This window comes from Pseudomonas sp. NPDC089392 (assembly GCF_044749595.1).
GTDB lineage: Bacteria > Pseudomonadota > Gammaproteobacteria > Pseudomonadales > Pseudomonadaceae > Aquipseudomonas.
Genome location: NZ_JBIVIF010000027.1, coordinates 1 through 25,737, shown reverse-complemented (window position 1 = coordinate 25,737; position 25,737 = coordinate 1). Strand labels below are relative to the sequence as shown.

23 protein-coding genes are annotated in these 25,737 nt (G+C 62.3%); 4 read left to right on the top strand and 19 right to left on the bottom strand.

What is annotated here, in order from left to right; all coding sequences use genetic code 11:
• Positions 1–198 precede the first annotated feature (198 nt).
• Positions 199–1,428 (top strand): nucleoside recognition domain-containing protein, encoded by a 1,230-nt coding sequence (locus ACIP1G_RS21050; RefSeq protein WP_400740459.1) that lies wholly within the window; start codon positions 199–201, stop codon positions 1,426–1,428.
• A gap of 157 nt (positions 1,429–1,585) precedes the next feature.
• Here ACIP1G_RS21050 and ACIP1G_RS21045 read toward each other — a convergent pair whose 3' ends face one another.
• The 9 genes from ACIP1G_RS21045 to ACIP1G_RS21005 form a co-directional block, all read right to left on the bottom strand.
• The gene (locus tag ACIP1G_RS21045) at positions 1,586–2,203 is read right to left on the bottom strand and encodes an ABC-type transport auxiliary lipoprotein family protein (protein WP_400740458.1); all 618 of its coding nucleotides are present in this window, start codon (positions 2,201–2,203) and stop codon (positions 1,586–1,588) included.
• Positions 2,200–3,138, bottom strand: a complete 939-nt coding sequence (locus ACIP1G_RS21040) for an MlaD family protein (RefSeq protein ID WP_400740456.1) — start codon at positions 3,136–3,138, stop codon at positions 2,200–2,202. The genes ACIP1G_RS21045 and ACIP1G_RS21040 overlap by 4 nt, the downstream gene beginning before the upstream one ends.
• 3 nt (positions 3,139–3,141) lie before the next feature.
• The gene (locus ACIP1G_RS21035; RefSeq protein WP_400740455.1) at positions 3,142–3,933 is read right to left on the bottom strand and encodes an ABC transporter ATP-binding protein; all 792 of its coding nucleotides are present in this window, start codon (positions 3,931–3,933) and stop codon (positions 3,142–3,144) included.
• Complete coding sequence (locus tag ACIP1G_RS21030; RefSeq protein ID WP_400740454.1) at positions 3,930–5,063, bottom strand: ABC transporter permease; 1,134 nt, start codon at positions 5,061–5,063, stop codon at positions 3,930–3,932. Before ACIP1G_RS21030 ends, ACIP1G_RS21035 begins: the two co-directional genes overlap by 4 nt.
• A 198-nt stretch (positions 5,064–5,261) precedes the next feature.
• Positions 5,262–6,284, bottom strand: coding sequence for a DUF5924 family protein (locus ACIP1G_RS21025; protein ID WP_400740453.1), 1,023 nt, complete (start codon positions 6,282–6,284; stop codon positions 5,262–5,264).
• Between the two features lie 157 nt (positions 6,285–6,441).
• Positions 6,442–7,848: a M16 family metallopeptidase gene (locus ACIP1G_RS21020; protein WP_400740451.1), complete on the bottom strand. Its 1,407-nt coding sequence runs from the start codon at positions 7,846–7,848 to the stop codon at positions 6,442–6,444.
• A gap of 30 nt (positions 7,849–7,878) precedes the next feature.
• Positions 7,879–9,537 (bottom strand): Na/Pi cotransporter family protein, encoded by a 1,659-nt coding sequence (locus tag ACIP1G_RS21015; RefSeq protein WP_400740449.1) that lies wholly within the window; start codon positions 9,535–9,537, stop codon positions 7,879–7,881.
• A gap of 322 nt (positions 9,538–9,859) precedes the next feature.
• The gene (locus ACIP1G_RS21010; RefSeq protein WP_400740447.1) at positions 9,860–10,630 is read right to left on the bottom strand and encodes a TerC family protein; all 771 of its coding nucleotides are present in this window, start codon (positions 10,628–10,630) and stop codon (positions 9,860–9,862) included.
• A gap of 72 nt (positions 10,631–10,702) precedes the next feature.
• Positions 10,703–12,010 (bottom strand): CitMHS family transporter, encoded by a 1,308-nt coding sequence (locus ACIP1G_RS21005; RefSeq protein ID WP_400740445.1) that lies wholly within the window; start codon positions 12,008–12,010, stop codon positions 10,703–10,705.
• Between the two features lie 267 nt (positions 12,011–12,277).
• Between ACIP1G_RS21005 and ACIP1G_RS21000 the strand changes: the two genes are divergently transcribed.
• Positions 12,278–12,679, top strand: a complete 402-nt coding sequence (locus tag ACIP1G_RS21000; protein ID WP_400740443.1) for a GFA family protein — start codon at positions 12,278–12,280, stop codon at positions 12,677–12,679.
• A 128-nt stretch (positions 12,680–12,807) separates the two neighbouring features.
• Here the strand turns inward: ACIP1G_RS21000 and ACIP1G_RS20995 are convergent, their stop codons facing one another.
• The 10 genes from ACIP1G_RS20995 to ACIP1G_RS20950 form a co-directional block, all read right to left on the bottom strand.
• Positions 12,808–14,763 carry a DUF4105 domain-containing protein gene (locus tag ACIP1G_RS20995; protein WP_400740442.1) on the bottom strand — a complete coding sequence of 652 codons (1,956 nt, stop codon included), beginning with the start codon at positions 14,761–14,763 and terminating at the stop codon, positions 12,808–12,810.
• The gene (locus tag ACIP1G_RS20990) at positions 14,760–15,080 is read right to left on the bottom strand and encodes a DUF2388 domain-containing protein (protein WP_400740441.1); all 321 of its coding nucleotides are present in this window, start codon (positions 15,078–15,080) and stop codon (positions 14,760–14,762) included. Before ACIP1G_RS20990 ends, ACIP1G_RS20995 begins: the two co-directional genes overlap by 4 nt.
• Positions 15,081–15,116: 36 nt before the next feature.
• Positions 15,117–15,410 (bottom strand): DUF2388 domain-containing protein, encoded by a 294-nt coding sequence (locus ACIP1G_RS20985; protein WP_400740439.1) that lies wholly within the window; start codon positions 15,408–15,410, stop codon positions 15,117–15,119.
• 89 nt (positions 15,411–15,499) lie between these two features.
• Positions 15,500–15,817: a DUF2388 domain-containing protein gene (locus ACIP1G_RS20980; protein ID WP_400740438.1), complete on the bottom strand. Its 318-nt coding sequence runs from the start codon at positions 15,815–15,817 to the stop codon at positions 15,500–15,502.
• Positions 15,818–16,129: 312 nt separating this feature from the next.
• The gene (locus ACIP1G_RS20975) at positions 16,130–16,345 is read right to left on the bottom strand and encodes a DUF1127 domain-containing protein (RefSeq protein WP_400740436.1); all 216 of its coding nucleotides are present in this window, start codon (positions 16,343–16,345) and stop codon (positions 16,130–16,132) included.
• A 374-nt stretch (positions 16,346–16,719) separates the two neighbouring features.
• Entirely contained in the window at positions 16,720–18,213 is a 1,494-nt protein-coding gene (locus ACIP1G_RS20970; protein ID WP_346646476.1) for an acetyl-CoA hydrolase/transferase family protein, read from the bottom strand.
• A gap of 186 nt (positions 18,214–18,399) precedes the next feature.
• Positions 18,400–19,836, bottom strand: coding sequence for an NAD(P)(+) transhydrogenase (Re/Si-specific) subunit beta (locus ACIP1G_RS20965; RefSeq protein WP_400740434.1), 1,437 nt, complete (start codon positions 19,834–19,836; stop codon positions 18,400–18,402).
• Between the two features lie 2 nt (positions 19,837–19,838).
• Entirely contained in the window at positions 19,839–20,153 is a 315-nt protein-coding gene (locus ACIP1G_RS20960; protein ID WP_003256966.1) for an NAD(P) transhydrogenase subunit alpha, read from the bottom strand.
• 11 nt (positions 20,154–20,164) lie between these two features.
• Complete coding sequence (locus ACIP1G_RS20955) at positions 20,165–21,286, bottom strand: Re/Si-specific NAD(P)(+) transhydrogenase subunit alpha (RefSeq protein ID WP_400740433.1); 1,122 nt, start codon at positions 21,284–21,286, stop codon at positions 20,165–20,167.
• 436 nt (positions 21,287–21,722) lie between these two features.
• On the bottom strand, positions 21,723–22,622 hold the full coding sequence (locus tag ACIP1G_RS20950) for a LysR family transcriptional regulator (RefSeq protein ID WP_400740431.1): 900 nt from the start codon (positions 22,620–22,622) through the stop codon (positions 21,723–21,725).
• A gap of 161 nt (positions 22,623–22,783) precedes the next feature.
• Between ACIP1G_RS20950 and ACIP1G_RS20945 the strand changes: the two genes are divergently transcribed.
• Both ACIP1G_RS20945 and ACIP1G_RS20940 read left to right on the top strand, forming a co-directional pair.
• Positions 22,784–23,965, top strand: coding sequence for an acyl-CoA dehydrogenase (locus ACIP1G_RS20945; protein ID WP_400653785.1), 1,182 nt, complete (start codon positions 22,784–22,786; stop codon positions 23,963–23,965).
• A gap of 14 nt (positions 23,966–23,979) precedes the next feature.
• The gene (locus tag ACIP1G_RS20940; RefSeq protein ID WP_400740429.1) at positions 23,980–25,200 is read left to right on the top strand and encodes a CaiB/BaiF CoA transferase family protein; all 1,221 of its coding nucleotides are present in this window, start codon (positions 23,980–23,982) and stop codon (positions 25,198–25,200) included.
• The last annotated feature ends 537 nt before the right edge of the window (positions 25,201–25,737 follow it).

The following is a 25,737-nucleotide window of genomic DNA, read 5'->3' as shown; positions in this document are numbered from 1 at the left end:
GTCTGTGATTCCCCAGGCATTCGCGGGCCCTTGTGTAGGAGCGGGTTCACCCGCGAACACCGGCGGAGCCGGTGCCATGCTCCGCGTTGCCTGATTCGCGGGTAAACCCGCTCCCACAGGGCCGGCGTAATGCCTACGTTCGCCAGCCATGGGCTGCGATACGCTATCATTCGGGCATTTTTCAGGGGGAACATACGGATGCTCAACGGCCTTTGGCTCGGCTTTTTCCTGGTGGCGGCAGTCTCCGCCCTGGCCCAATGGCTGGTAGGCGGCAACGCCGGCATCTTCGCAGCAATGGTCGAAAGCATCTTCGCCATGGCCAAGCTGTCGGTCGAGGTGATGGTGCTGCTGTTCGGCACGCTGACCCTGTGGCTGGGCTTTCTCAAGATCGCCGAAAAGGCTGGCATCGTCGAATGGTTGGCCAAGGTGCTGGGCCCGCTGTTTGCCCGCCTGATGCCAGAGGTACCGCCCGGTCACCCTGCCCTGGGCCTGATCACCATGAACTTTGCCGCCAACGGCCTGGGCCTGGACAACGCCGCCACGCCGATTGGCCTGAAGGCAATGCGCGCGCTGCAGGAGCTGAATCCCAGCAGCACCACGGCGAGCAACGCACAGATCCTGTTCCTGGTGCTCAACGCCTCGTCGCTGACCCTGCTGCCGGTAACCATCTTCATGTACCGGGCCCAGCAAGGTGCGCCGGACCCGACCATGGTGTTCCTGCCGATCCTGCTGGCCACCAGCGTCTCGACCCTGGTCGGCCTGCTGTCGGTGGCTGTGATGCAGCGCCTGCGCCTGTGGGACCCGGTGGTGCTCGCCTACTTCATCCCCGGCGCCTTGCTGCTGGGTGGCTTCATGGCTTTCCTTGGCACATTGTCGGCGGCGGCTCTGGCCAGCCTGTCGTCGATCCTGGGTAACCTCACGCTGTTTGGCGTGATCATCCTGTTCCTGGTAATCGGTGCCTTGAAGCGGGTGAAGGTGTACGAAGCCTTTGTCGAAGGCGCCAAGGAAGGCTTTGACGTGGCCAAGAACCTGTTGCCCTACCTGGTGGCGATGCTGGTGGCGGTGGGTGTACTGCGTGCTTCAGGCGCCTTGGAACTGGCCCTGGACGGTATTCGCCATGCAGTGAACTGGATGGGCCTGGACACCCGCTTCGTCGAGGGCCTGCCGACGGCGCTGGTCAAGCCATTCTCTGGCAGTGCGGCGCGGGCGATGCTGATCGAGACCATGCAGACCCAAGGCGTGGACAGCTTCCCGGCGCTGGTGGCGGCGACTATCCAGGGCAGTACCGAAACCACCTTCTACGTGCTGGCGGTGTACTTTGGCGCCGTGGGTATCCAGCGCGTGCGCCATGCGGTCGGCTGCGCACTGCTGGCCGAATTCTCCGGTGTGGTCGCCGCGATCTTCGTCTGCTACTGGTTCTTCGCCTGAGTTATCTGCCGGGTATGCACAGCCCCTTGTAGGAGCGGCCTTGCGTCGCGATGGGGCGCGAAGCGGCCCCGGCGATTTCAGCATTGACGCCCACATCTGGGGGCCGCTTCGCGGCCCATCGCGACACAAGGCCGCTCCTACAACAGCGAGCAGGCCTTCAGCGGCTTGAGATACTGCCAGCCTGGGCAATCGTCCACCCCACCACCTGCCCGCTCAGCTGGTCACACGCCTGACCAAACCCGACCACCACCGCTGACACCTGCTTGTCAGCCAGCGGCTGGCGAATCTCGAAGCGCTTGCTGGCGAGAATTCGCTGGGTACGGCCTTGCACCAGGCGCGCGTCATAGCGGATCACCACCTCCACCACGCCATCCTCACGGTATTCACTCTGGAACGCCTGCAGTTCACCGGCCAGCTCGTAGTCGGCCTGCAGGTTGCTGTCATCGGCGCTCAGGCGCTGTACCTGGCCATCCCGCTGGAAACCGTCGAGCAGGCGGTTGCGCAGCAGTACCGGCGCCGCATCGCTCCAGCGCGCGCCCTTGTAGCTGCTGATCACATTACCCTGGGGAATCACGGCAATCCGTGGTCCGGCCAGCACCTCGCTGGCCAGCGGTTTGTTCAGGCGCAACGACCAGTCCAGTGCCGGCGCCGTACGGCTGGGCTGGTTGACCGGCAGGCGGTAGAGGTCGACGGGTTCGCTCTGCGGCAGGATCGAGCAGGCACTGGCCAGGCTCAGCGCGGCGGCCACGGCCAGCAGGCGCAGCGACGGTTTCATGGCTGGAACTCCTTGTTGTTGTCGCGGCCAAGCAGGTAGCCGCTAGGGTCGGCCTCCAGTTGCCGGGAAATGCCTTTGAGTGCGTTGAGGGTTTCGCGCAGTTCGCGAATGGCAGGCGTCAGCTGGTTCAGGCCCTGGGCGCCGTCGCCGATGGCCTCGCTGTTGTTCTTGAGCAGGTTGTTGATGGTGGCAGTGCTTTCGGCCAGCGACTGCATGGCCTGCTCGGCGCTACCGATGGCCTGCTTGCCCTCGCTGCCCAGCAGGCCGTCGGCATTGCGCATCAGCGCCTGGGTTTCGGCCAGGGTAGCGCTGGCCTGCTTGCCGACCTGCACCAGTTGCCCGATGGCCTCGGCGATGCCGCCGTGCTGGCCGGCAAAGGCGCCGGTGGTCTTGTCGAGGTTGGCCAGGGTGTTGCTGAGGTGGCCGATGTTATCTTCGGAGAACATCTGGTTGGCGTTGTGCAGCAGCAGGTTGATGTTGGTCACCAGGTCGCTGCTGTCATTGAGCAGGCGCGAAATGGGTGACGGCGAGGCGATGATCACCGGCAGCTTGCCGTCCTTGCCCTTCAGTTCAGGGCTCTGCGGGGTGCCGCCGCTAAGCTGGATGAACGAGTTGCCGGTAACGCCAGCCAAGGTCAGTTTGGCCTGGGTATCCTCCTTCACCGGGGTGTCGGCGCTAAGGCGCACGCGGGCCAATACCCGGCGCGGGTCTTTCGGGTCCAGGCGCAGGGTGGACACATCACCCACCTTGATGCCGTTGTACTGCACCGGGCTGCCGCGGGACAGGCCGGAGACAGCCTCGTTGAACACCACTTCGTAGTCCTTGAAGGCGTCGTCGACACTGGATTTGGCCAGCCACAGGCCAAACAGCATGGCGCCGGCTACCACCAGGACGGTGACCAGGCCGATAAGGACGTGATGGGCTCGGGTTTCCATTGCTCAGCGCTCCTGCCCGGCACGGGTGGCGGCCTGTTCGGCGGCGCGCCCGCGGGGGCCGTGAAAGTATTCTTGAATCCAGCTGTCGTTGGTCTGCTCGACTTCGGCCAGCGGGCCGGCCACCAGGACCTTCTTCTGTGACAGTACGGCGATGCGGTCGGTAATGGTGTACAGGGTGTCGAGGTCGTGGGTGATGAGGAACACCGACAGGCCAAGGGCGTCGCGCAGGGTCAGGATCAGCTGGTCGAATGCGGCAGCACCGATCGGGTCCAGGCCGGCGGTGGGCTCGTCGAGGAAAAGGATGTCCGGGTCCAGTGCCAGGGCTCGGGCCAGCGCCGCGCGCTTGATCATGCCCCCCGACAGCGAGGCCGGGTACTTGTCGGCGGCCGAGATCGGCAGCCCGGCGAGGGCCAGCTTGACCCCGGCCAGGTGCTCGGCATCGGCGCGGGACAGCCCGGCATGCTCGATCAGCGGCAAGGCCACGTTCTCGGTCACCGTCAGCGAAGAGAACAACGCGCCCTTCTGGAACAGCACGCCAAAGCGCCGCTCGACCAGTGAGCGCTGTTCTTCGCGCAGGCCGGCCAGGTCCTGGTCGAACACCTTGATCTGCCCTTCATTGGGGCGGCGCAGGCCGATGATGCTGCGCAGCAACACCGACTTGCCGCTGCCTGAGCCGCCAACCACGGCAAGGATTTCGCCGCGGTACAGGTCCAGGTCGAGGTTTTCGTGCACCACCTGGCGGCCGAAGCGGTTGCAGATGCCGCGGGCTTCGATCACGCGCTGTTTGCCACTCACCAACCCATCTCCATACAGAACAGGGCAGCCACCGCGTCCAGCACGATAACCACGAAAATCGACTGCACCACTGCCGAGGTGGTGTGTGCCCCCACCGATTCGGCGCTGCCGCTGACCTTGAAGCCTTCCAGGCAGCCGATGGCGGCGATCAGGAAGGCGAAGAACGGTGCCTTGGCCAGGCCGACCAGGAAGTGCTGCACGCCGATGTCGCTTTGCAGCAGCGACAGGAACATGGCTGGCGAGATATCCAGCGTCAGGGCACAGACCACTGCGCCGCCAACGATGCCGCAGATCATTGCGACAAAGGTCAGCAAGGGCAGCGATATCAACAGGGCCAGTACCCGCGGCACCACTAGTAGTTCCATGGGGTTCAGGCCCAGGGTACGGATGGCGTCGATTTCTTCGTTGGCTTTCATCGAGCCGATCTGCGCGGTGAACGCGCTGGCGGTGCGGCCGGCCATCAGGATGGCGGTCAGCAGCACGGCGAATTCGCGCAGGAACGAAAAGGCCACCAGGTCGACGGTGAAGATGCTCGCGCCGAAGTCAGCCAGCACCGTGGCGCCGAGAAAGGCCACCACCGCACCCACCAAAAAGGTCAGCAGGGCGACGATGGGGGCCGCGTCCAGGCCGGTCTGTTCGATGTGTGCCACGACCGGGGTGAAGCGCCAGCGGTGCGGCTGCAGGGCGCGGCGTAGCAGGGTTTCGAGAATTACGCCGACGAAGCCGAGCAGCTGCATGGTGTCTTGCCACAGTGTGCCGACAGCACAGCCGATGCGCTCTAGCAGCAACAGCAATACGTTGCGTTCGGGCTCCCTGACCGGGATGCAGTAGTCCTGTACCGAGCAATAGACGTTCTTGAGCAGTGCGCGGCTGGCTTCAGGCAGTTCGTGGGTGCAACGCGACAGTCGCTCGGAGCCAAGCAGCTCGGCCAGCAGCGAGGCGCCAGCAGTGTCCAGGCGGCCCAGCTGGCTGAGGTCGGCAATGGTGTCGGCGGCGTACTGCTCGCGCAGGCGCTCGCTTTCACGCTTGAGGCTGGCGTAGTGCGCCAGGGTCCAGTCACCGGTAATGCGCAGGCAGGCCGGTTGGCTGCTGGTGTCCAGGGTGGCGCTGGGGGTGGTCATAGGCTCCATGCAATTGACTCGGCGCTAAGGCTTAGGGGCTGATCATAGCGCAGCGGGCATGGGCTGTTTGTTGATAATGTGCTGTCTGTACTGGCCTAGGGGGCCGCTTTGCGGCCCATCGCGACACAAGGCCGCTCCTACAGGCGACCGCGTACCCCTGTAGGAGCGGCCTTGTGTCGCGATGGGGCGCAAAGCGCCCCCTTTCAATCACTGCGCTGGTGCATCGTCCACCACCTTGAAGCGCAGCACACCAATCACCTGGCCATCTTCGGTCAGCACCCGCACCTGCCACTTGCCCACCGGGTTCGGCGGGAAGTTCTGCTTGTGTGTCCAGGCCCGGTAGCCTTCCTTGCGCCCGCCATGGATGTCCAGGGCAATGCGGTCGACCTCCTGGCCGTCCTTCTGCCATACATGGTAGATCCGCTCGTTCAGGCCGCGTGGCGCGTTGATAGCGGTGTAGGCATACAGGCCGCTGCTACGGATGCGACTGGCGGCAATCTCTTCCAGTGAATCACCCGGCTGGCGGTTCAGCACTTCGGTGCTCACCGCCACTTCGGTCATCCACAACGTCGCGGGTGGCACCCAGGAGCGCAGCAGCCAACCCCCGGCGCCGACCGACAGGGTGACCAGCACCAGGGCCACGGCGCGGCGCCAGTTGTTGATCGGGAAGCTGCTGGCCAGGCTGGGGAACGACAGGGCCATGGCCGCGATCAAGGCCAGCTTGAAGCTTTGCGCGGTGGTCAGGTGCAGGATGATCGGCAGCGCGGTCAGCAGCGCGGCGAACAGGGTCAGGGTATGCAGCGCCAGGAACAGCCAGCGCCGTGGTGCCAGCCATTTGTAGTAGAGAGGGTCGGTGATCGAAATCAGGCCCGCAGCGCCAAGCAGGCCGGTGAACACCAGCTGGCCGCTGTTCCAGGTGGTGGTGATGAAGAAGAACGGCAACACGAAGAACAGCGTTTCCTGGTGGATCATCTGCGTTGCATAGCGCAACAGCGGCTGCGGGATTTCGCGGTTGAAGGTGCGTGCGAACAGGCCGGTGAGGGTGTTTTCCAGCATCAGCCACACCCAGCTGACCAGCATCAGTATGGCCACCCAACTGGCCAGGCCGGCCTGGCGGTCGACCAGGATGAAGCTACCGATACCGGAGAGGAAACCGCAAAGCGCGATGATGCCGGGGTAGCGTTTGAGCAGTTCGATGATGCGCAGGACGATATGGGGGATTTGGGGCATTGGGTCTACAACAGGGAGGAATGGGGTGGCTGTGCTGGCCTATTCGCGGGTGAACCCGCTCCCACAGGGTTAGTGCAATGGCTGAAGTTTGCACTGCACCTTGTGGGAGCGGGTTTACCCGCGAAAGGGCCGGTACTGGCAAAAGGATACCGCCGATTCACCGCTGCCGTGTAGCACCACTCGGCCTTTCAGGCCCACGCCGCCGCCAGCGCAGCAGCCCGGCCGCCAAAATCAGCCCCGCCAGCAAGGCCACCAGCCCGTAAAGCTCGTCATAACCCAGCAACGGCTTTTCGATGCGCACATAGCCATCTTCCTTGAGCAACTCCTTCAGCGCCTCGTTGGCCTGCGCCAGGCTGACCTGGCGCAGCTTGCGCACCGGGTTGGCAAAGCGCCCGTCGGTATAGTCGTTCAGCGCCCCCCAGTAGTAGTCGGCCAGGGCGCTGTTGCCTTGGGTACTCCAGCTTTCCTTGGCGACACTGGCGTCTTTGATGCGGGCGAAGGTGTCCGGGTCGAGGCCTTCCTTGCGCAGATGGTCGAACAACGCCTGCATCACCGCGACGGCCTTGTTGATGTCGTCGCGCTCAAGGTCTGCATTGAGGCTGAGCAGGCCGGTGTCACCGAAGCTTTCACGTTGTATCGACGGGCCGTAGGACAGCCCGTTGCGCAGGCGTAGCTGGTCGTACATCGCCCAGTCCAGGTAGCGCGAGAGCACGTCGAGGGTGGCCTGGTGGTCGTTGTCCAGCACCGGCTCGATGAACAGCCAATGCAGTTTGACGCTGTCGCCCAGCCAGCCGCGGGTCAGGTCGCGGCGTTGCTCGGCTTGCTGGGTGATGCTTTCCAGGGTACGGCGTTCCTCCGGCTCGGTGGCCGGCAGTTCGCCAAAGGTACGCTCCAGATAGGCCGGCAGCAGGCGGTCGAGGCCACCGACGACGATCAGGGTCATGTTGTTGGCCGCGTACCAGCGGTCACGCAGGGCCTGTACCTGCTCCAGGGTCATGTTGTCGAGGTTGGAGCGCTCCGGGCACTTCAGGCCAAGCTCGGTGGCCAGCTGATCGCTGGCGGGGTGGCCAATGTCCTGGCGGTCGAGCCAGCGCTGCAGGTGGCCATAGTGGCCGCCATCTTCACGTTCGATGATGCGCTTGGCGGTGGCCAGGGCCTTGGCATCGATACGGGTGTCGCGGATCACCGCCAACAGCAGGTCGAGGACTTTGCGCTGGTTGCGCGCCGGGGCTTCGATGACGAAGGTGGTGTCGGCACTGCTGGTATAGGCGTTCCACTCGCCGCCAAGCGATTGCAGGCGTTCTTCCAGGCCGCCCTCGCCCGTTTCGTCGATGCCGCTGAACAGCAGGTGTTCGAGCAGGTGTGGCAGCTCTTTCTGCTCGCAACTGAAGTCGTCGAGGCCCACCCCGACCACCAGGCGGATCGCCACATGGTCACGTTCGTAGCCGTTTTTCAGGATGACCTGCAGGCCGTTGGGCAGCAGGTAGCCTTCAACCCGCGAGCGGTCGAGGGCGAATGAGGTCAGGCTGCAGATCAGCAAGCATACGAACATCAGGCAACGCATGGGCGAGCGTGGGTCCTCTGGTAGGCGAAATCACGGCAGACGGGCTTCGTCCGGCACGCTGTCGAGCATCAGCCCGCCCGTGTCCGAGCCGCCCAGTACCACATAGGCACTGCTACAGAACAAAGAGTTCAACCGCTTCATGTCGGCGATCAGCTCCAAGTGTAGCGAACTGGTCTCGATACTTTGCATAACCTTGCGCTGCAGGCGGCTGACATGGGCGTGGGCAAGGCGCCGTTCGTGGGCGCGAAAACGGCGCTTTTCCCGCAGCAGCAAGCGGGCGCTTTCCGGGTCGGCGCTGAGGAACACCGACAGGCCTAGGCGCAGGTTGGCCAATAGCTGTTCCTGCAGGCCGGTCAGTTCTTCAAGGCCCACTTGGGAAAACTCCCGGCGCTGGCTGGTTTTCTGCTGCTGGACCTTGCGCAGCATGCGCTCTATCAGGTCACTGGCCAGCTTGAGATTGATCGCTAATTCGATGATTTCGGCCCAACGGCGGTTGTCCTGCTCGCTGAGGTCTTCGCGTGACATCTGCGCCAGGTACAGCTTGATCGCGCTGTACAAGGCTTCGGCGTCCTCGCCCAGTTCGCGGACCTGCTGCGGCAATGCCGTGTGGGTGCCGCGCAGGGCGCCGAGCATGGCCTCGAGCAGGCTGTCGACGATATCGCCCAGGCGCAGGGTTTCGCGGGCAGCATTGGCCAAGGCAAGGCTGGGTGTTTCCAGCGCCGAGGTGTCGAGGTGGCGCGGGCGCACCTGGCCGTTGCTGGCTTCCCGCTCGGGCAGCAGGATGTTGCACAGCCGGCCCATGGGTTTGACCGTCGGCAGCATGAGCAGGCAGCGCAACGTGTTGTAGAGCAGGTGGAAGCCGATAACCAGCTCCTGCGGGCTGAAGCTGAGCGAGTCCATCCACTCCACCAGCGGGTGCAGCACAGGGATGATCAGCAGCAGGCCGATCAGCTTGTATAGCAAGCTGCCCAAGGCCACGCGGCGCCCGGCGGCGTTCTGCATGCTGGTGCTGATGAAGGCCAGCAGGCCGCTGCCGATGTTGGCGCCGACCACCAGGCCAATGGCCACCGGCAGGCTGATGACTTCGGCACCGGCCAGGGTTGCGGTTAGCAGTACGGCGGCCAGGCTGGAATAGGAAACCATGGCGAACATGGCGCCGACCAAGGCGTCGAGCATGATGTCGCCGGTCAGCGAGGCGAACAGCACTTTCACGCCCTGGGCGTGGGTGATCGGCGCAGCTGCCTGCACGATCAGCTCCAGTGCCAGAATGATCAAGCCAAGCCCGATGCCTACCCTGCCCAGTTGGCCGGCCCGCGTCTGCTTGCGCGAGAGGAAGAAGATCACGCCCAGGAAGATCAGCAGCGGCGACAGCCACGACAGGTCGAATGTCAGCACCCGGGCCATCAGCGCGGTACCCACATCAGCACCGAGCATGATTGCCAGGGCCGGCGTCATGGCCATCAGGCCCTGGCCGACGAACGAGGTGACCAACATGGCCGTGGCGTTGCTGCTTTGCACCATGGCGGTGACCAGAATACCGGCGATGAACGCCAGCGGGCGCTTGTTCATGTTCTGGCTGATGATGCGCCGCAGGTCCGAGCCGAATACCCGGAGGATGCCGGTACGCACGATGTGGGTGCCCCAGACCAGTAGCGTCACGGCCGAAAGCAGGTTGAGCAGGGTCAGCATGGCGAAGGCCCCCTGTGCACTGGCCCAGTGGGCCAAGAGAAGAAGCGTGAGCGTTTGAAGAATTTTCAGTGCTCACTCAAAGCTTTAGTTGTTTTGCGCAGCTGTCGCCAGCTTCGCATGGTGGTCATTTATTTGAAATACATAGGAGATGAATGTTGCCTGTGCCGGCCTCTTCGCGGGTGAACCCGCTCCTACAGGGAGCGCGTAACCTTGTAGGAGCGGGTTTACCCGCGAAGAGACCCGCACTGTAAAAGCCGTTTTCCAGCCATCCAGAAATGAAAAAGGGCCCCGAAGGGCCCTTTCTGTCCTGCACTTCCTGATCTTATTGACCCGGAATGTCCTTGCGCAGTTTCACCGGCTCATGCTCTTTGCCTTCCTTGCGGGCCAAGGCAGTACGCATGCGGATGTTGATCGCTTCCACCGCCAGCGAGAAGGCCATGGCGAAGTAGACGTAGCCTTTCGGCACATGCACGTCGAAAGCTTCGGCGATCAGCACGGTACCGACCACGATCAGGAACGACAGCGCGAGCATCTTCAGCGACGGGTGTTTGTCGATGAAATCGCTGATGGCGCCAGCGCACAGCATCATCACCAGCACGGCAACGACGATGGCAGCGATCATCACCGGTACGTGGGAAACCATGCCCACCGCGGTAATCACCGAGTCCAGCGAGAACACGATGTCGATGATGGCGATCTGGATGATGGTGTAGAAGAACTTGCCGCCCGCACCTTTCGGTTCGTCGGCGTTCTCGTCCTCGCCTTCCAGGCCGTGGTAGATCTCTTGCGAGCTTTTCCACAGCAGGAACAGGCCACCGAAGAACAGGATCAGGTCACGCCCGGAGATACCTTGGCCGAACACCACGAACAGGTCGGCGGTAAGGCGCATGACCCAGGTAATGGACAGCAACAGCATGATACGGGTGACCATGGCCAGGGCCAGGCCGAAGATCCGGGTACGCGGCTGCATGTGCTTGGGCATGCGGCTGACCAGGATCGAGATCATGATGATGTTGTCGATCCCGAGGACGATCTCAAGCGCGGTAAGGGTAAAAAAGGCAACCCAGATTTCCGGGCTGGTCAGCCATTCCATGTTTTTTCCTTCGAACGGTAAAGGCGACGCGCCCCAACATGGGGCGCGTCGCGGTAGGGTAATACGTGTTTATTAAAGACTACTGAACAGCGGGAAAATGCCCATCAGCAGCGCGGCGAACATTATGCACAGGCATACCAGCACTGCCCACTTGAGCGTGAAGCGCTGATGGTCGCCGAATTCGATGCCGGCCAGGGCCACCAGCAGGTAGGTGGACGGTACCAAGGGGCTGAGCAGGTGTACCGGCTGGCCGACGATCGACGCACGGGCCATTTCCACCGGGCTGATGCCGTAGTGGCTGGCGGCTTCGGCCAGCACTGGCAGTACGCCGTAGTAGAACGCATCGTTGGACATGAAGAAGGTGAACGGCATGCTCACGATTGCAGTAATCACCGCCAGGTAAGGGCCCAGCGCCTCGGGGATGACCGCCAGCAGGCTCTTGGACATCGCGTCGACCATGCCGGTGCCCGACAGGATGCCGGTGAAGATGCCCGCAGCGAAGATCAAACCGGTCACCGCCAGCACGCTGCCGGCGTGGGCGGCGATGCGGTCTTTCTGCTGCTGCAGGCACGGGTAATTGACGATCATGGCGATGCTGAAGGCGATCATGAACAGCACCGGCAACGGCAGCACACCGGCGATCAGGGCGACCATCAGGGCGGCGGTCAGGGCGCCGTTGAAGTACAGCAGCTTGGGGCGGCGCGCTTCAGGGAACTGTGAAACGGTGATTTCGCTGTGGTCGATGTCGTCGGTAGGCAGGTGCAGTTCGCCCAGGCGGGCACGTTCGCGCTTGCCGTACATGTAGGCAATGGCCAGGATCGCCAGCACACCGAACAGCATGGCCGGGATCATCGGCACGAAGATGTCTGACGGGTCCACGTGCAGGGCGCTGGCGGCGCGGGCAGTCGGGCCACCCCAGGGGGTCATGTTCATCACACCGCCGGCGAGGATGATCAGGCCGGCCATGATCCGCGGGCTCATCCCAAGGCGGCTGTACATTGGCAGCATGGCGGCGCAGCAGATCATGTAGGTGGTGGCACCGTCACCGTCGAGCGAGACCACCAGGGCCAGCACGGCGGTACCTACCGAGACTTTCAGCGGGTCACCCTTTACCAGTTTGAGGATCTTGCGCACGGCCGGGTCGAACAGGCCGGAGTCGATCATCAGGGCGAAGTAGAGGATGGCGAACATCAGCATCACGCCAGTAGGCGCGAGCTTGCTGATGCCCTCGAGCATCATGGGGCCGATCTTGGCGGAGAAACCGCCGAACATGGCGAACAGGATCGGTACCAGGATCAGCGCGATCAAGGCCGACAGGCGCTTGGTCATGATCAGGTACATGAAGGTGATGACCATGGCAAAGCCGAGGAAGGTCAGCATGGCAATACTCCAGGCGTGGCGCTACGAAAGGAAAATCGATTCGGGCAGATCAGCGCGTTGGGCGCTGCGCGGGGAGCATGCGGAGGGGGACTGCAGGAAGGCGGGCACAGGAATACATCAGAATCACCATTGTTGTTGTTGATTGGGCCGGGCGCGGTATTGACCGGGAGCCCTGGCTGACCGGTCTTGTGCCGGTAGTGGGGGCTATCCTATGAGGGGAAGCTTTCAGCCAGCTTTCGCTGAAACAAAGGCGACGAGAGGTAGGTGATGCAGGATGTAACCGAAGGTGGCTGCCATTGCGGCGCCTTGCGATATCGCTTGGAGGGTGACCTGACGGACATTGCCCACTGCCACTGTTCGATCTGCCGGCGGGTCAGCGGCGGGCTGGTGGTGACCTGGCTTACCCTGCCCCGTTCGGGGTTCAGGTGGTTGGCGGGTGAGCCGAGTTGCTATGTGGCACCGGCCAGTTGCAGCCGGTACTTCTGTGGGCATTGCGGGGCGCATGTGGCGCTGGTGACCACGCACAGCCCGGAGACGGTCGATGTGACGGTGGCGACGCTGGACCACCCGGAGCGGGTACGGGCCAACCGGCATATCTGGGTGGGTAGCCGGTTGCCTTGGTTGCACCTGGATGAGGATTTGCCTTCGGAGACAGAGGAAAGGCTGTAGGCCTTGTGCTGCCTGCACTGGCCTCTTCGCGGGTAAACCCGCTCCTACACAGGTACGGCGCAGACCTCAAGTGCTGTATAGATCCTGTGGGAGCGGGCTTGCCCGCGAAGAGGCCAGCCCTGCAAACATCACAACTGCAGGCCACCGGCAGCCTTGTGTAGCGCCCGCAAATGTTCACCGATCTCCTTCACATTGGCCTCGACCGCAGCAATTTCCTTGGCCCGCGAAGGCTCCAGCAGCGCCCTCACCTCTTTGTCCAGGTTCGTGCTCAAGCGCAACAACTTTGCCTGCCGCTCGCTGCTCTCCTGCTCCAGGTGCTTGCGCTCCTCCGGCTGCGGCAGCCCGTAGCCCTTGGCATCGAGCAACTCTGCCGGGCGACTGAGGAAGCCGCTATTGGCCAGCATCTGCTTGAGGGTTGCATCGGCCTTGTTGATGCTGCCGTCTTTCAGCGCTGCGGCATTCAGGTAGCGTTGCTTGACCTCGTCCTGGGCCAGCAGCAGTTGCTGGCGCAGGCTGGCCTGTTCAAGCAGGAGCAAGGCAGCGCTGGTGCGCAGGTCGGCCTTGGCGAACCAGGGGCGGCGTTGTTCGGCACTCAGGGCCAGCCAGTCTTCAACCTGGGCCTGCTTGATCGGCAGTTGCTTGCGCAGTACGCCGAACATGGCCTGGTAGCGGTCGCGGTAAGAATCGAAGCGATAGCCCAGGCGCAACGCCTCGCGCGGGTTGTCGAGCACGCTGGTGTCGGCCAGCCCCCTCCCCTTGAGCACGGCCAGCAAGCCATTGGGCATGATGCTGTCGAGGTCGTTCAGGTGCGGGTTGGCGGTGCCGCTGCGCAACAGTTTCAACGATTCCACCGCACAGTTGTTGGACAGGAACCAGTAGTTGCCATCGTAGCTCCAGTGCATCTCGGCAGCCTGGCGCACCAGGTTCTCGACTTCATCACGGTTGAGCTTCAGGGGCACCGAGGCCAGGCTGCGCAGTTCGGTCTTGGTGTATTCGTCAATCACCTGGCCCAGCGGCAGCACGAACAAGCGCGAGGGGTAGGCGCCGACCAGGCCATCCCAGCTGGACAGCTGTACGTCGTTGACGAAGGCGCGGTACGACAGCACCAAACTCTGGTCGAGGTCCAGGCGGCAGTCCGGCCCGCGTGGGCGGCCAGGTTTGCAGATCACCAGGCGCAGCATGCTGTGGCCCCAGCGGCTGACCAGGTTCTGGTTGGCTTCGGCCAGCAGGTAATCCACCTCATAGACCCGTTCGGGGTCGATTTCGCCCAGTGGTTGGCGGGCGAAGTCGCTGCCGGCATTCAGGAACGGCAAGCCCTTGGCGCAGGTGTCCTGTTGTGGTGCCCAGCCGAAGTGATCACGCAGGTACTGGTTGAGCGCCGGTCGACGGCACGCGTAGCTCGGGTCGAGGAGGAAGTACTCCATGTTGACCGCGATGTATTCCTTGGGGCTGCTCAGCTCGTAGCTGTCGGGGCTGCGAACGAACTGGCCGTTCTGCTGTTCGCGTTCGCCGCGGCGGCCGACGTATTGCTGCCAGCCGGCCAGGTCGAGCAGGCGTGGGTCGTCACTGAGGGTGAAGCGGCGCTCGGCCTGGCCACGGCACTCTTCGGGCAGGCCGACCTTGCCCAATGTGCCTTGGCGGCGCTTGCAACGGGTGATCAGCGCACTTTCGGCGCTGGGCCACAGCCGGGCGCGGTCGTAGATGTGGGTGAGTTCGTGCAGGACGGTGGCCAGTAGCTCTTCACGCACGGTGCCATGGGGGCGGTTGGTACGTTCGGTGGCGGCACTGCCATCAGTCAAACCGGGCAGCAGACGGCGGTTGAGCGCCAGGGTCGATCCCAGAGATGCCTGGCCATAGGCATCGGCAGGCATGTTGTCGCTCCAGCTGACTGTGACGCGCCTGTCCAGCTGTTGCTTGAAGCGTGGCGGCAACTTGCCCAGCGCCTCGTCGAGCAGGGCATGGGTGGCTTGCGCCTGCTGTGGGTCGAGGCCGGCCGCCTGCAGGTCCAGCTGCAGGTCGGCCAGGGCGGGCGAGCCCAGCAGCGTCAGGGCGCAGCCGAGCAGCCAGGCACGCACACGGTTCACAGCGCGAGGATGGCTTCGGCCAGTACCTGGTCGCTGGCATCGCGAGCTTCAGGTACGCGCTCGCGAAGGGTGTGGAATGCGGCTTCGAGTTGCGCGCCACGGATATCGCCATTGCTGGCGACGAAGCTGGCGGCGTCGTCATGGGCCTCGCGCACGACCTTGGAGTCGCGGATCGAGGTGGTGGTGTCAGAGGTGAAGTCGATCGAACGGCCAAAGGCACGCACGATGATGTTGCTGGTGGCCACCAAGGTCTGTGCCTGGGCCAGGTCGGCCAGCAGCAGCATGCCGAGGGTAGCGGCAATCAGCGGTTTACGCATGGAGCATCTCCGAAAAATACAGGGAGTCAGGTGTAGTTATTGGACGAGAATTGCTTCTGCCAGTTCAAGGTCACCGACGGAGTGCCGGGCGCAGTTGTGACGCAGCGAGTCGAGTGCCGCTTCCAGGCGCGCACCGCGGATCAGGCCATCGGTGGCAACGAATGCGGCGGCATCGTCGCGAGCCTGTCTGACCAGTTTGCGATCGAAAGGTGCGGTGGTGACCTGGCTGGTGACATAGCCCGTGATGACCAGGCCTTGCGTGGTGGTATCCATGGCATGGGCGCTGGCCATGCCAGCGGCGGTGAACAGCAACGGCAACAGATAACGCATGGGCTTTCTTGAAGGCTAGGAAAATGGACGGCGAAGGCTACCCCAGGTGCGAGGGCCGTAGCCAACGCACCTGTTTTGCATAGCGTGTATCAGATCGCCAGGATGGCCTGGGCCAACTGTGCATCGCTGGCTTGCAGAGCCGGCATGCTCGAACGGATGTGCAGGAAAGCGCTTTCCAGTCGGGCGCCGCGGATAGCGCCTTGAGTGCCGACGAAGCTGGCAGCGTCATCGCGCGCAGCCTGAACAATCTTGTCGTCGCGGAACGACGAGGTCAGGTCGGAAGTGGCGTCGGTGGAGGCAGCAACAGCGCGTACGACTGCATCCGTGGTGACAACGAAACTGCTGGCGTTGGCAGTGCCGGCCAAGCCGAGCAGCAAGGCGGCGCCAATCAGGTGTTTACGGGACATGATCTTGGACTCCTGGGTAGGGTCAGTTTGGTTCTGCGTTATCGGACGCTTGCACGGCTCGTCGCGGTACTTTTTCAACAACTGGTTCTAAACCAGACTGTTTGGCAAAGCGTATCACGCACTGCTGTATCTGGAGGTTAATGAGTGCTTTACCGGTCAACTGTTATGGTTTGTTCTTGGTGGTTTTGAAATTGTACTGGTATTTGACTCGACCGCTCTGGAGCAAGCCTTTCGGGCAACAAAAAACCCGCTGCAGTCGCCTGCAACGGGTTTGGGAATTCGCGGTGCCGGCAGAAGCCGGCTAGCCGGAGCTTAGCGCCAGAAAGGCTTGCTCAGCTCTTCGTAACGCTGCGACTCGCTGATACCGGCGTCAGCCAGCAGGCGGCCGTCCAGGCGAGCCAATTGACGGCGGCTGGCCATACGGCGCTGCCACAGCAGCAGGGTGGACAGGGCACGCAGCGGCAGCGAGGCGTTGGATTGTTGGGTGTTGCTTTCAAAAACCAGACCGGAACTGAGGGTACGTTCCATGATGTTTCATCCTTCCGCTCATGGCGGGATTAGGTAGTGATTTAACTGATGCCAATGATCCTCCTCTGCTGTCCATAACAGTAGATACAGTTCAGTTGAAAGACGATGGCTCAGTTAACTGTGTAACCCTACTGTTGCACTCGAAATAGGCGCAACTGTACTGGTCTGCACCTGAATGGTGCGTTTTGGCTTTGGTAAAGGGATTCATGAAGCGAGGAAGAGTGAAATTACCAGTACAGTAGTACAGTTTATGCTGACTGTTGACCGCAAGGTGTTCTGATAGAAGGATTTGACTGTTATGGCCCTCTCGCGGGCAAGCCCGCGAAGAGGCCGGAACAGCGGAAGCAGGGCCGCTGTTCCGTACCACCGCTGGATCAGCTGGCCAGCATGCGACCGGTTTCTTCCAGGTTTTCGTGCCAGCTCAGCGCTTCACGCAGAATGTGCGGGGTGTGGCCCCCACGCTGGCAGGCGCGATCGAAGTAGTCGTTCAGCGCAGCGCGGTAGTCTGGGTGCACACAGTTGTCGATGATCGCCCGTGCACGCTCGCGCGGTGCCAGGCCACGCAGGTCGGCCAGGCCTTGCTCGGTGACCAGGATGTCCACGTCGTGCTCGGTATGGTCGACATGGCTGACCATTGGCACCACGCTGGAAATCGCGCCGCCTTTGGCAATCGACTTGGTGACGAACACTGCCAGGTGGGCATTACGGGCGAAGTCACCCGAGCCACCGATGCCGTTCATCATCTTGGTGCCACACACGTGGGTGGAGTTGACGTTGCCGTAGATATCGAACTCCAGTGCGGTGTTGATACCGATGATGCCCAAGCGACGTACCACTTCCGGGTGGTTGGAAATTTCTTGCGGGCGCAGTACCAGCTTGTCTTTGTAGCGCTCCAGGTTGCCGAACACATCGGCATTACGGCGCGTCGACAGCGTAATCGAGCTGCCCGAGGCAAAGCTCAGCTTGCCGGCGTCGATCAGGTCGAAGGTAGAGTCCTGCAGTACTTCGGAGTACATGGTCAGGTCTTCGAACGGCGACTCGATCAGGCCGCACATCACCGCGTTGGCGATGCTGCCGATGCCTGCCTGCAGCGGGCCGAGTTTGTTGGTCATGCGGCCAGCTTCCACTTCCTGCTTGAGGAAGTTGATCAGGTGGTCGGCGATGCCCTGGGTTTCGTCATCCGGCGGCAGCACGGTGGACGGCGAGTCTGGCTGGTCGCTGATGACGATGCCAACGATCTTGGCGGGGTCGATCGGGATTGCAGTGCTGCCGATACGGTCGTCGACCTTTACCAGCGGGATAGGCGTGCGGGTCGGGCGGTAGGTCGGGATATAGATGTCGTGCAGGCCTTCGAGGTTGGCGTTGTGCGACAGGTTGATCTCGACGATCACTTGCTTGGCGAAAATTGCGAAGCTGGCCGAGTTGCCCACCGAAGTGGTTGGCACGATGTGGCCTTGCTCAGTGATGGCCACGGCTTCGATGACCGCGATGTCCGGCAGCTTCAGCTGCTGGTTGCGCAGTTGCTCGACGGTTTCCGACAGGTGCTGGTCAATGAACATCACCTGGCCGTCGTTGATGGCCTTGCGCAGGGTGCTGTCGACCTGGAACGGCATGCGGCGAGCCAGCACGCCGGCCTCGGTCAGTTGCTTGTCCAGGTCATTACCCAGGCTGGCGCCGGTCATCAGGCTGATTTTCAGTGGCGACTGCTTGGCACGTTCGGCCAGTGCATGTGGTACGGCCTTGGCTTCGCCGGCGCGGGTGAAACCGCTCATGCCGACGGTCATGCCGTCCTCGATCAGACCAGCGGCATCAGCCGCACTCATTACCTTGCTGTGCAGGGAGGACAAGCGGATACGATCACGGTACATGGATTGTTATCTCGGGCTACTGAAACTACTGCAGCGCAGTCTAGAGATTTCGCCCAGTGCCGTCCCACGACCATGGTCGTATGAGAAGCCTTGAAGTAGAGCCGTTGATCCGGATCAATAAAAGAAAAGCCCCGGCAGATTCTGACCGGGGCTTCCTTTATATCAGCTGGTTTGCAGCGGCAGGTCTCACTCCACCGCCTTGACCATGTCTTCGATGACCTTCTTGGCGTCGCCGAACACCATCATGGTCTTGTCCAGGTAGAACAGTTCGTTATCCAGGCCGGCATAGCCGCTGGCCATGGAGCGCTTGTTGACGATGATGGTCTTGGCCTTGAACGCTTCGAGGATCGGCATGCCGGCGATGGGCGACTTGGGATCGTTCTTCGCCGCCGGGTTGACCACGTCGTTTGCGCCCAACACCAGCACCACGTCGGCCTGGCCGAACTCGGCGTTGATGTCTTCCATCTCGAACACCTGGTCGTATGGCACTTCGGCCTCGGCCAGCAGCACGTTCATGTGCCCGGGCATACGCCCCGCCACCGGGTGGATCGCGTACTTCACGGTCACGCCGTTGTGGGTCAGCTTCTCGGTCAGTTCCTTCAGTGCGTGCTGGGCACGGGCTACCGCCAGGCCATAACCCGGGACGATGATCACGCTGTCGGCGTTGCTCAGCAGGAAGGTGGCATCGTCGGCCGAGCCGGACTTCACCGGGCGCTGTTCTTGCGAACCTTGCGCGGCGCCGGCATCGGTATCGCCGCCGAAGCCGCCGAGAATGACGTTGAAGAACGAACGGTTCATCGCCTTGCACATGATGTACGAGAGGATGGCACCGGACGAGCCGACCAGGGAGCCTGCGATGATCAGCATCGAGTTGTTCAGCGAGAAGCCGATACCGGCCGCCGCCCAGCCCGAATAACTGTTGAGCATCGACACCACCACCGGCATGTCGGCGCCGCCGATCGGGATAATGATCAGCACGCCCATGATGAAGGCCAGAACCAGCATCAGGGTGAAGGCACTGTAATGGCCGGTGAAGGTGAACAGCAGGCCCAGGGCGATGGTGGTCAGGCCGAGGATCAGGTTCAGCTTGTGCTGGCCGGCGAACTGTACCGGTGCGCCCTGGAACAGGCGGAACTTGTACTTGCCCGACAGCTTGCCAAAGGCGATCACCGAACCGGAGAAGGTAATGGCACCGATGGCTGCGCCAAGGAACAGCTCCAGACGGTTACCGGTGGGGATCGGGTCGCTGATGGCGGCAACGATGCCCATCGACTGTGGCTCCAGCACGGCGGCGATGGCAATGAACACCGCAGCCAGGCCGATCATGCTGTGCATGAAGGCCACCAGCTCAGGCATCTTGGTCATCTCGACGCGCTTGGCCATGATCGAGCCGGCGGTGCCGCCGACCAGCAGGCCGACGATCACGTAGCCGATGCCGGCAGTAGCAAGCTCAGCCCCCAGCTTATAGATGAGGCCAACCGTGGTGAGGATGGCGATCCCCATGCCGATCATGCCGTACAGGTTGCCGCGCCGCGAGGTAGTCGGGTGCGACAGGCCTTTGAGCGCCTGGATGAAGCACACCGAGGCGACGAGGTAGAGGAGCGTTACCAGATTCATGCTCATGCTTACTTCTGCGCCTCGTTCTTGGTTTTCTTCTTGAACATCTCAAGCATGCGGCGGGTGACCAGGAAGCCACCGAACACATTGACCGCGGCCAGGGCCACGGCGAGGGTGCCCATCAGCTTGCCGGCCGGGGTCACGGTCAGGGCCGCAGCCAGCATCGCGCCGACGATGACGATCGCCGAGATGGCGTTGGTGACCGCCATCAGCGGGGTGTGCAGCGCCGGGGTAACGTTCCACACCACGTGGTAGCCCACATAGATGGCCAGCACGAAGATGATCAGGTTGTAGATGCCATGGGAAATCAGCATGTCTTCCATTGTCGTGCTCCTTAGCCGTTCTTGCGGACGACCTGACCATCGCGGCACATCAGGCAGGCCGCGACGATGTCGTCTTCGAGGTTGATGACCAGTGCGCCGTCCTTGTCGAACAGCAGCTTCATGAAGTCCAGCAGGTTGCGTGCATACAGCGCCGAGGCATCGGCACCCACCTGGGCCGGCAGGTTGGTAGGGCCAACGATGATCACACCGTTTTCCTGCACCGCCTGGTCGGCGACGGTCAGCGGGCAGTTGCCGCCCTGGGCTGCCGCGAGGTCGATGACCACCGAGCCGGGCTTCATCTGCGCGACGGTTTCGGCGCTGAGCAGGGTCGGTGCCTTGCGGCCGGGGATCAGCGCGGTAGTGATGACGATATCGGCCTGCTTGGCGCGCTCGTGCACGGCCTGGGCCTGGCGTTGCATCCAGCTGGCCGGCATCGGGCGGGCATAGCCGCCTACGCCTTCGGCGCACTCGCGTTCCTCATCGGTCTCGTAGGGCACGTCGATGAACTTGGCGCCCAGCGACTCGATCTGCTCCTTCACGGCCGGGCGTACGTCGGACGCCTCGATCACCGCGCCCAGGCGCTTGGCCGTGGCGATGGCCTGCAGGCCGGCAACGCCCGCCCCCAGGATCAACACCCGCGCGGCCTTCACGGTACCGGCCGCGGTCATCAGCATGGGCATGAAGCGAGGGTAGTGATGGGCAGCCAGCAACACGGCCTTGTAACCGGCGATGTTGGCCTGCGACGACAGCACGTCCAGGCTCTGCGCCCGTGAAGTGCGCGGCGCGGCTTCCAGGGCGAAGGCGGTAATACCGCATTCGGCCATCTTGCCGATCAGCTCGCTGTTGAAGGGGTTGAGCATGCCCACCAGGAGGCTGCCGCTGTTGATCAGGGCCAGTTCCTGGTCGTTGGGAGCGACCACTTTGAGGACCAATTGGGCGCCGTAGGCATCGGCTGCGCTCCCCAGGGAAGCACCCACGGCCTCATAGGCACTGTCCGGAATGCTGGCGTTGAGCCCTGCCCCCCGTTGGACGGTGACCTGATGGCCCTGGCCAATCAGTTTCTTGATGGTTTCCGGGGTCGCAGCGACCCTTGTCTCACCGGTCTGCGTCTCGAGAGGAACACCAATGTGCACGACTATTTCTCCTGCGGTGACCTTTTGTCTTTGTAAAAGCCAGCACACTTCGGATGGTGCGCTGGGGCGGCTGTGGAGCGCCAGCCCGCCGGATTCCGGGCGGGCGAAGCATTTTGCAGACGAACCCAGAGGCCTTCAACCGGTTCTGGAGCGAAACTAAGTTAAAACTACAAGTCACCCTGTGACCGCTTGTCGCAGCTGTAAGGCCGCAGCCCGTCAACCATAGGCTATTGGCAGATTAGGAGAAAAAATGAAAAAAATTGCGGTCAATTCGCTTACGGCTTGGTGAATGTCGCAAAATAACCCGCAAAGCCGCGCAGTCAGCAGGGTTAAAGGGTGTTTTTGTGCTTGCGTAACAGTTTACTTAAATGCGACAAATACATATATCTGTAGGTGTTCAAAATAATTGACTACGGAGTCAATTTGTCGCACTTGCTTAGCCTTTTGCTGTGTACGCCTGGGCTTGGTTCACCAGCCAGTCGCGGAATGCACGTAGCGAGGCTGACTCCACCTTGCGCTCTGGAATCATCAGATAGTAGGCCTTGTCACTGCTCAGGGCATGCCTGTTAGCGACCACCAGCCTACCCTCCTCCAACTCGCGCTGGATCAGGAACGGTGGAATCAGGGCGATGCCCATTTCGTGCATGGCCGCCTGGGCGAGCATCGAGAATAGTTCATAGCGCGGGCCTGTCATGTCGCGCTCCACATTCAGGCCCACGCTGCCGAACCATTGCCGCCAGGCATAGGGGCGCGTGCTTTGCTGCAGCAGGGGTAGCTGGGCGATGCGCTGTGCTTCGAGCGTGCCCTGCCCGCCCAGCAGCGCCGGGCTGCAGACGGGCACGGGGTTTTCTCCCATCAGCCTGTGCGACTGGGTGCCGGACCAGTCAGCGTCGCCGAAATAGATGGCGGCATCGAAAGTGGTGTCGGCAAACAGGAATGGCCGGGTGCGGTTGGTGAGGTTGACCGTGACTTCCGGGTGGCGCTGCTGAAAGTCCTTGAGCCGCGGTAGCAGCCATTGGGTGCCGAAGGTGGGCACCACTGCCAGCTCGATCACATTGGCGCCCTGCTGGCGCATCACCGATAAGGTGTCGCGCTCTACGGCATCCAGTTGTGCGGCCACCTGACGGCTATAGGACAGGCCGGCTTCGGTCAGCTTCACGCCGCGACGCGAGCGGCGGAACAATTCCACATTTAGAAATGCCTCCAGGCCACCGATCTGCCGACAGACGGCGCCCTGGGTCAGGGCGAGCTCCTGGGCGGCCTTGGTAAAGCTCTCGTTACGCGCCGCCGCCTCAAAGCAAACCAGGGCGGCGGTACTGGGGATCTTGCGACGCATGTACGTCAACCTCACTTGTAAGGCTGTCAATATGGCGTTTTGCCGATTTACGAAGTGACAAATTATCACTAATTGGTGCGCAATCCTCGTTTGTCCCGGCGGCCGATCAGGCCTAGGCTCAAAGGCACAAGAAACTGCTCCCTATTTCGAGGATTTCGCTCATGGCCGGTAAAGCAAGCTTCAACTGGATCGACCCGCTGCTGCTGGATCAGCAGCTCACTGAAGAAGAGCGCATGGTGCGTGACAGCGCTTATCAGTTCGCCCAGGACAAGCTGGCCCCGCGTGTGCTCGAGGCCTTCCGTCACGAGCAGACCGACCCGGCGATCTTCCGCGAGATGGGTGAAGTCGGGCTGCTGGGTGCAACCATTCCCGAGCAGTACGGCGGCAGCGGCCTGAACTACGTGTGCTATGGCCTGATTGCGCGTGAAGTGGAGCGCATCGACTCGGGCTACCGTTCGATGATGAGTGTGCAGTCGTCGCTGGTGATGGTGCCGATCAACGAATTTGGCACTGAAGCACAAAAGCAGAAGTACCTGCCCAAGCTGGCCAGTGGCGAGTGGATTGGTTGCTTCGGCCTGACCGAGCCTAACCATGGTTCCGATCCGGGCTCGATGATCACCCGAGCCAAAAAGGTCGACGGCGGTTATCGCCTGAGCGGCAGCAAGATGTGGATCACCAACAGCCCGATCGCTGATGTGTTCGTGGTCTGGGCCAAAGATGATGCAGGTGATATCCGGGGCTTCGTCCTGGAGAAAGGATGGCAAGGCCTCAGTGCCCCGGCGATCCACGGCAAGGTTGGCCTGCGCGCCTCGATCACCGGCGAAATCGTCATGGACAATGTGTTCGTGCCCGAAGAAAACATCTTCCCCGACGTGCGTGGCCTCAAGGGCCCGTTCACCTGCCTTAACTCGGCCCGCTATGGCATTTCCTGGGGGGCGCTGGGCGCTGCCGAAGCCTGCTGGCACACCGCGCGTCAGTACACCCTGGACCGTCAGCAGTTCGGCCGCCCGCTGGCTGCCAACCAGCTGATCCAGAAGAAGCTGGCCGACATGCAGACCGAAATCACCCTGGCGCTGCAGGGCTGCCTGCGCCTGGGGCGCATGAAGGACGAAGGTACGGCTGCGGTGGAGATTACCTCAATCATGAAGCGCAATTCCTGCGGCAAGGCGCTGGATATTGCCCGCATGGCGCGTGACATGCTGGGCGGTAATGGCATTTCCGACGAGTTCGGTGTGGCCCGTCACCTGGTCAACCTGGAGGTGGTCAATACCTATGAAGGTACCCACGACGTGCATGCACTGATCCTGGGGCGTGCGCAGACCGGTATCCAGGCCTTCTATTAATAAGGAGCCAGCCCATGGGCGCGCTATCACATCTGCGGGTGCTGGACCTTTCGCGCGTGTTGGCCGGCCCATGGTCTGGCCAGATTCTCGCTGACCTTGGCGCCGACGTGATCAAGGTCGAGCGCCCGGGCAGTGGTGATGATACACGCTCGTGGGGGCCGCCCTTCCTCAAGGATACCGAGGGTGAGAACACCAGCGAAGCGGCTTACTACCTTTCAGCCAACCGCAACAAGCGCTCGGTGACCATCGACTTTACCCAGCCCGAGGGGCAGCGCTTGGTGCGTGAGTTGGCGGCGAAGTGCGACATTGTCATCGAGAACTTCAAGGTGGGTGGGTTAGCTGCTTATGGTCTGGACTACCAGAGCCTGAAGGCGGTCAACCCGCGACTTATCTATTGCTCCATCACCGGCTTTGGTCAGACCGGGCCGTATGCCAAGCGCGCTGGCTATGACTTCATGATCCAGGGGCTGGGTGGGCTGATGAGCCTGACCGGTCGCCCGGAGGGCGAGGAAGGTGCGGGGCCGGTCAAAGTGGGTGTGGCGCTTACCGACATTCTTACTGGGCTGTATTCCACGGTGGCCATGCTCGCCGCCCTCGCCCACCGTGATCAGGTCGGGGTTGGACAGCATATTGATATGGCCTTGCTAGATGTACAGGTGGCCTGCCTGGCGAACCAGGCGATGAATTACCTGACCACGGGCAACCCACCTCGCCGCCTGGGCAATGCGCACCCCAATATCGTGCCTTATCAGGACTTTCCGACCGCGGATGGCGACTTCATTCTTACCGTGGGTAACGACAGCCAGTTCCGCAAGTTCGCCGAAGTGGCCGGGCAGCCGCAATGGGCGGACGACCCGCGCTTTATTACTAACAAGCTGCGGGTGGCCAACCGGGGTGAGCTGATTCCATTGATTCGCCAGGCTACGGTGTTCAAGACCACTGCAGAGTGGGTGAGTCAGCTGGAGGCTGCGGGGGTGCCATGTGGGCCTATCAATGACCTGGCGCAGATGTTCCAGGACCCCCAGGTACTGGCGCGTGGGTTGGCGGTGAATATGCCGCATCCGTTAGCGGGAAGCGTGCCGCAAGTGGCGAGCCCGATACGGTTGTCGGAGACGCCGGTGGAGTATCGCCGGGCGCCACCACTGCTGGGTGAGCATACCGAGGTGGTGCTGGGGGAGGTGTTGGGGCTGGATGCTGGTGAGGTGCTGCGCTTGCGCGGTGCTGGTGTGCTTTAGGGGTGGAGGGTTGTATTGAAAAGCGGGGTGGCCGTCAGGCCGCCCCGCTTTTGCTTTTGGGCTTTTGGGCTTTTTGGTGTGTCAGGGCGGCGATGGGCCTGTCTATAGATGGTGTTGGCTTTGAGAAGTGTCCGCCACAACACCTTCAGCGCCTGTGAGATCGAGCGCCGCCCGCGCGGCGCTTCGCGGCTAAAGCCGCTCCTACGTTTGTTTCGGGCCAGTATCGCCTGTGCTAGGCGCGCGCGACCGCCTTGTTTGTACGACGCGATGCCAAGACGGGCACCCAGGCGTCCGCGCGCAAACCCCACAGGAATAACTGGCCCGAAACAAACGTAGGAGCGGGTTTACCCGCGAAGCGCCGCGCGGGCGGCGCTCGATCTCATAGGCGCTGAAGGTGTTGTGGCGAACACCTGGTGGCCCTGACACGGTCTTTTCCCTCAATATTTCAATTTCATGAAATTAAAGGTTGACCGGCCTCCGAATCCCCTTATAATGCGCCCCACTTCCAGCGGCATCGGAACAACAAACTCCTTGAAA

Excerpts from the sequence above, each read along its gene's own strand:
- ACIP1G_RS21050 (WP_400740459.1), top strand. The coding sequence starts at position 199 with ATGCTCAACGGCCTTTGGCTCGGCTTTTTCCTGGTGGCGGCAGTCTCC.
- ACIP1G_RS21045 (WP_400740458.1), bottom strand. The coding sequence starts at position 2,203 with ATGAAACCGTCGCTGCGCCTGCTGGCCGTGGCCGCCGCGCTGAGCCTG.
- ACIP1G_RS21040 (WP_400740456.1), bottom strand. The coding sequence starts at position 3,138 with ATGGAAACCCGAGCCCATCACGTCCTTATCGGCCTGGTCACCGTCCTG.
- ACIP1G_RS21030 (WP_400740454.1), bottom strand. The coding sequence starts at position 5,063 with ATGGAGCCTATGACCACCCCCAGCGCCACCCTGGACACCAGCAGCCAA.
- ACIP1G_RS21025 (WP_400740453.1), bottom strand. The coding sequence starts at position 6,284 with ATGCCCCAAATCCCCCATATCGTCCTGCGCATCATCGAACTGCTCAAA.
- ACIP1G_RS21020 (WP_400740451.1), bottom strand. The coding sequence starts at position 7,848 with ATGCGTTGCCTGATGTTCGTATGCTTGCTGATCTGCAGCCTGACCTCA.
- ACIP1G_RS21015 (WP_400740449.1), bottom strand. The coding sequence starts at position 9,537 with ATGCTGACCCTGCTCAACCTGCTTTCGGCCGTGACGCTACTGGTCTGG.
- ACIP1G_RS21010 (WP_400740447.1), bottom strand. The coding sequence starts at position 10,630 with ATGGAATGGCTGACCAGCCCGGAAATCTGGGTTGCCTTTTTTACCCTT.
- ACIP1G_RS21005 (WP_400740445.1), bottom strand. The coding sequence starts at position 12,010 with ATGCTGACCTTCCTCGGCTTTGCCATGGTCATCACCTTCATGTACCTG.
- ACIP1G_RS21000 (WP_400740443.1), top strand. The coding sequence starts at position 12,278 with ATGCAGGATGTAACCGAAGGTGGCTGCCATTGCGGCGCCTTGCGATAT.
- ACIP1G_RS20990 (WP_400740441.1), bottom strand. The coding sequence starts at position 15,080 with ATGCGTAAACCGCTGATTGCCGCTACCCTCGGCATGCTGCTGCTGGCC.
- ACIP1G_RS20985 (WP_400740439.1), bottom strand. The coding sequence starts at position 15,410 with ATGCGTTATCTGTTGCCGTTGCTGTTCACCGCCGCTGGCATGGCCAGC.
- ACIP1G_RS20980 (WP_400740438.1), bottom strand. The coding sequence starts at position 15,817 with ATGTCCCGTAAACACCTGATTGGCGCCGCCTTGCTGCTCGGCTTGGCC.
- ACIP1G_RS20975 (WP_400740436.1), bottom strand. The coding sequence starts at position 16,345 with ATGGAACGTACCCTCAGTTCCGGTCTGGTTTTTGAAAGCAACACCCAA.
- ACIP1G_RS20970 (WP_346646476.1), bottom strand. The coding sequence starts at position 18,213 with ATGTACCGTGATCGTATCCGCTTGTCCTCCCTGCACAGCAAGGTAATG.
- ACIP1G_RS20965 (WP_400740434.1), bottom strand. The coding sequence starts at position 19,836 with ATGAGCATGAATCTGGTAACGCTCCTCTACCTCGTCGCCTCGGTGTGC.
- ACIP1G_RS20960 (WP_003256966.1), bottom strand. The coding sequence starts at position 20,153 with ATGGAAGACATGCTGATTTCCCATGGCATCTACAACCTGATCATCTTC.
- ACIP1G_RS20950 (WP_400740431.1), bottom strand. The coding sequence starts at position 22,622 with ATGCGTCGCAAGATCCCCAGTACCGCCGCCCTGGTTTGCTTTGAGGCG.
- ACIP1G_RS20945 (WP_400653785.1), top strand. The coding sequence starts at position 22,784 with ATGGCCGGTAAAGCAAGCTTCAACTGGATCGACCCGCTGCTGCTGGAT.
- ACIP1G_RS20940 (WP_400740429.1), top strand. The coding sequence starts at position 23,980 with ATGGGCGCGCTATCACATCTGCGGGTGCTGGACCTTTCGCGCGTGTTG.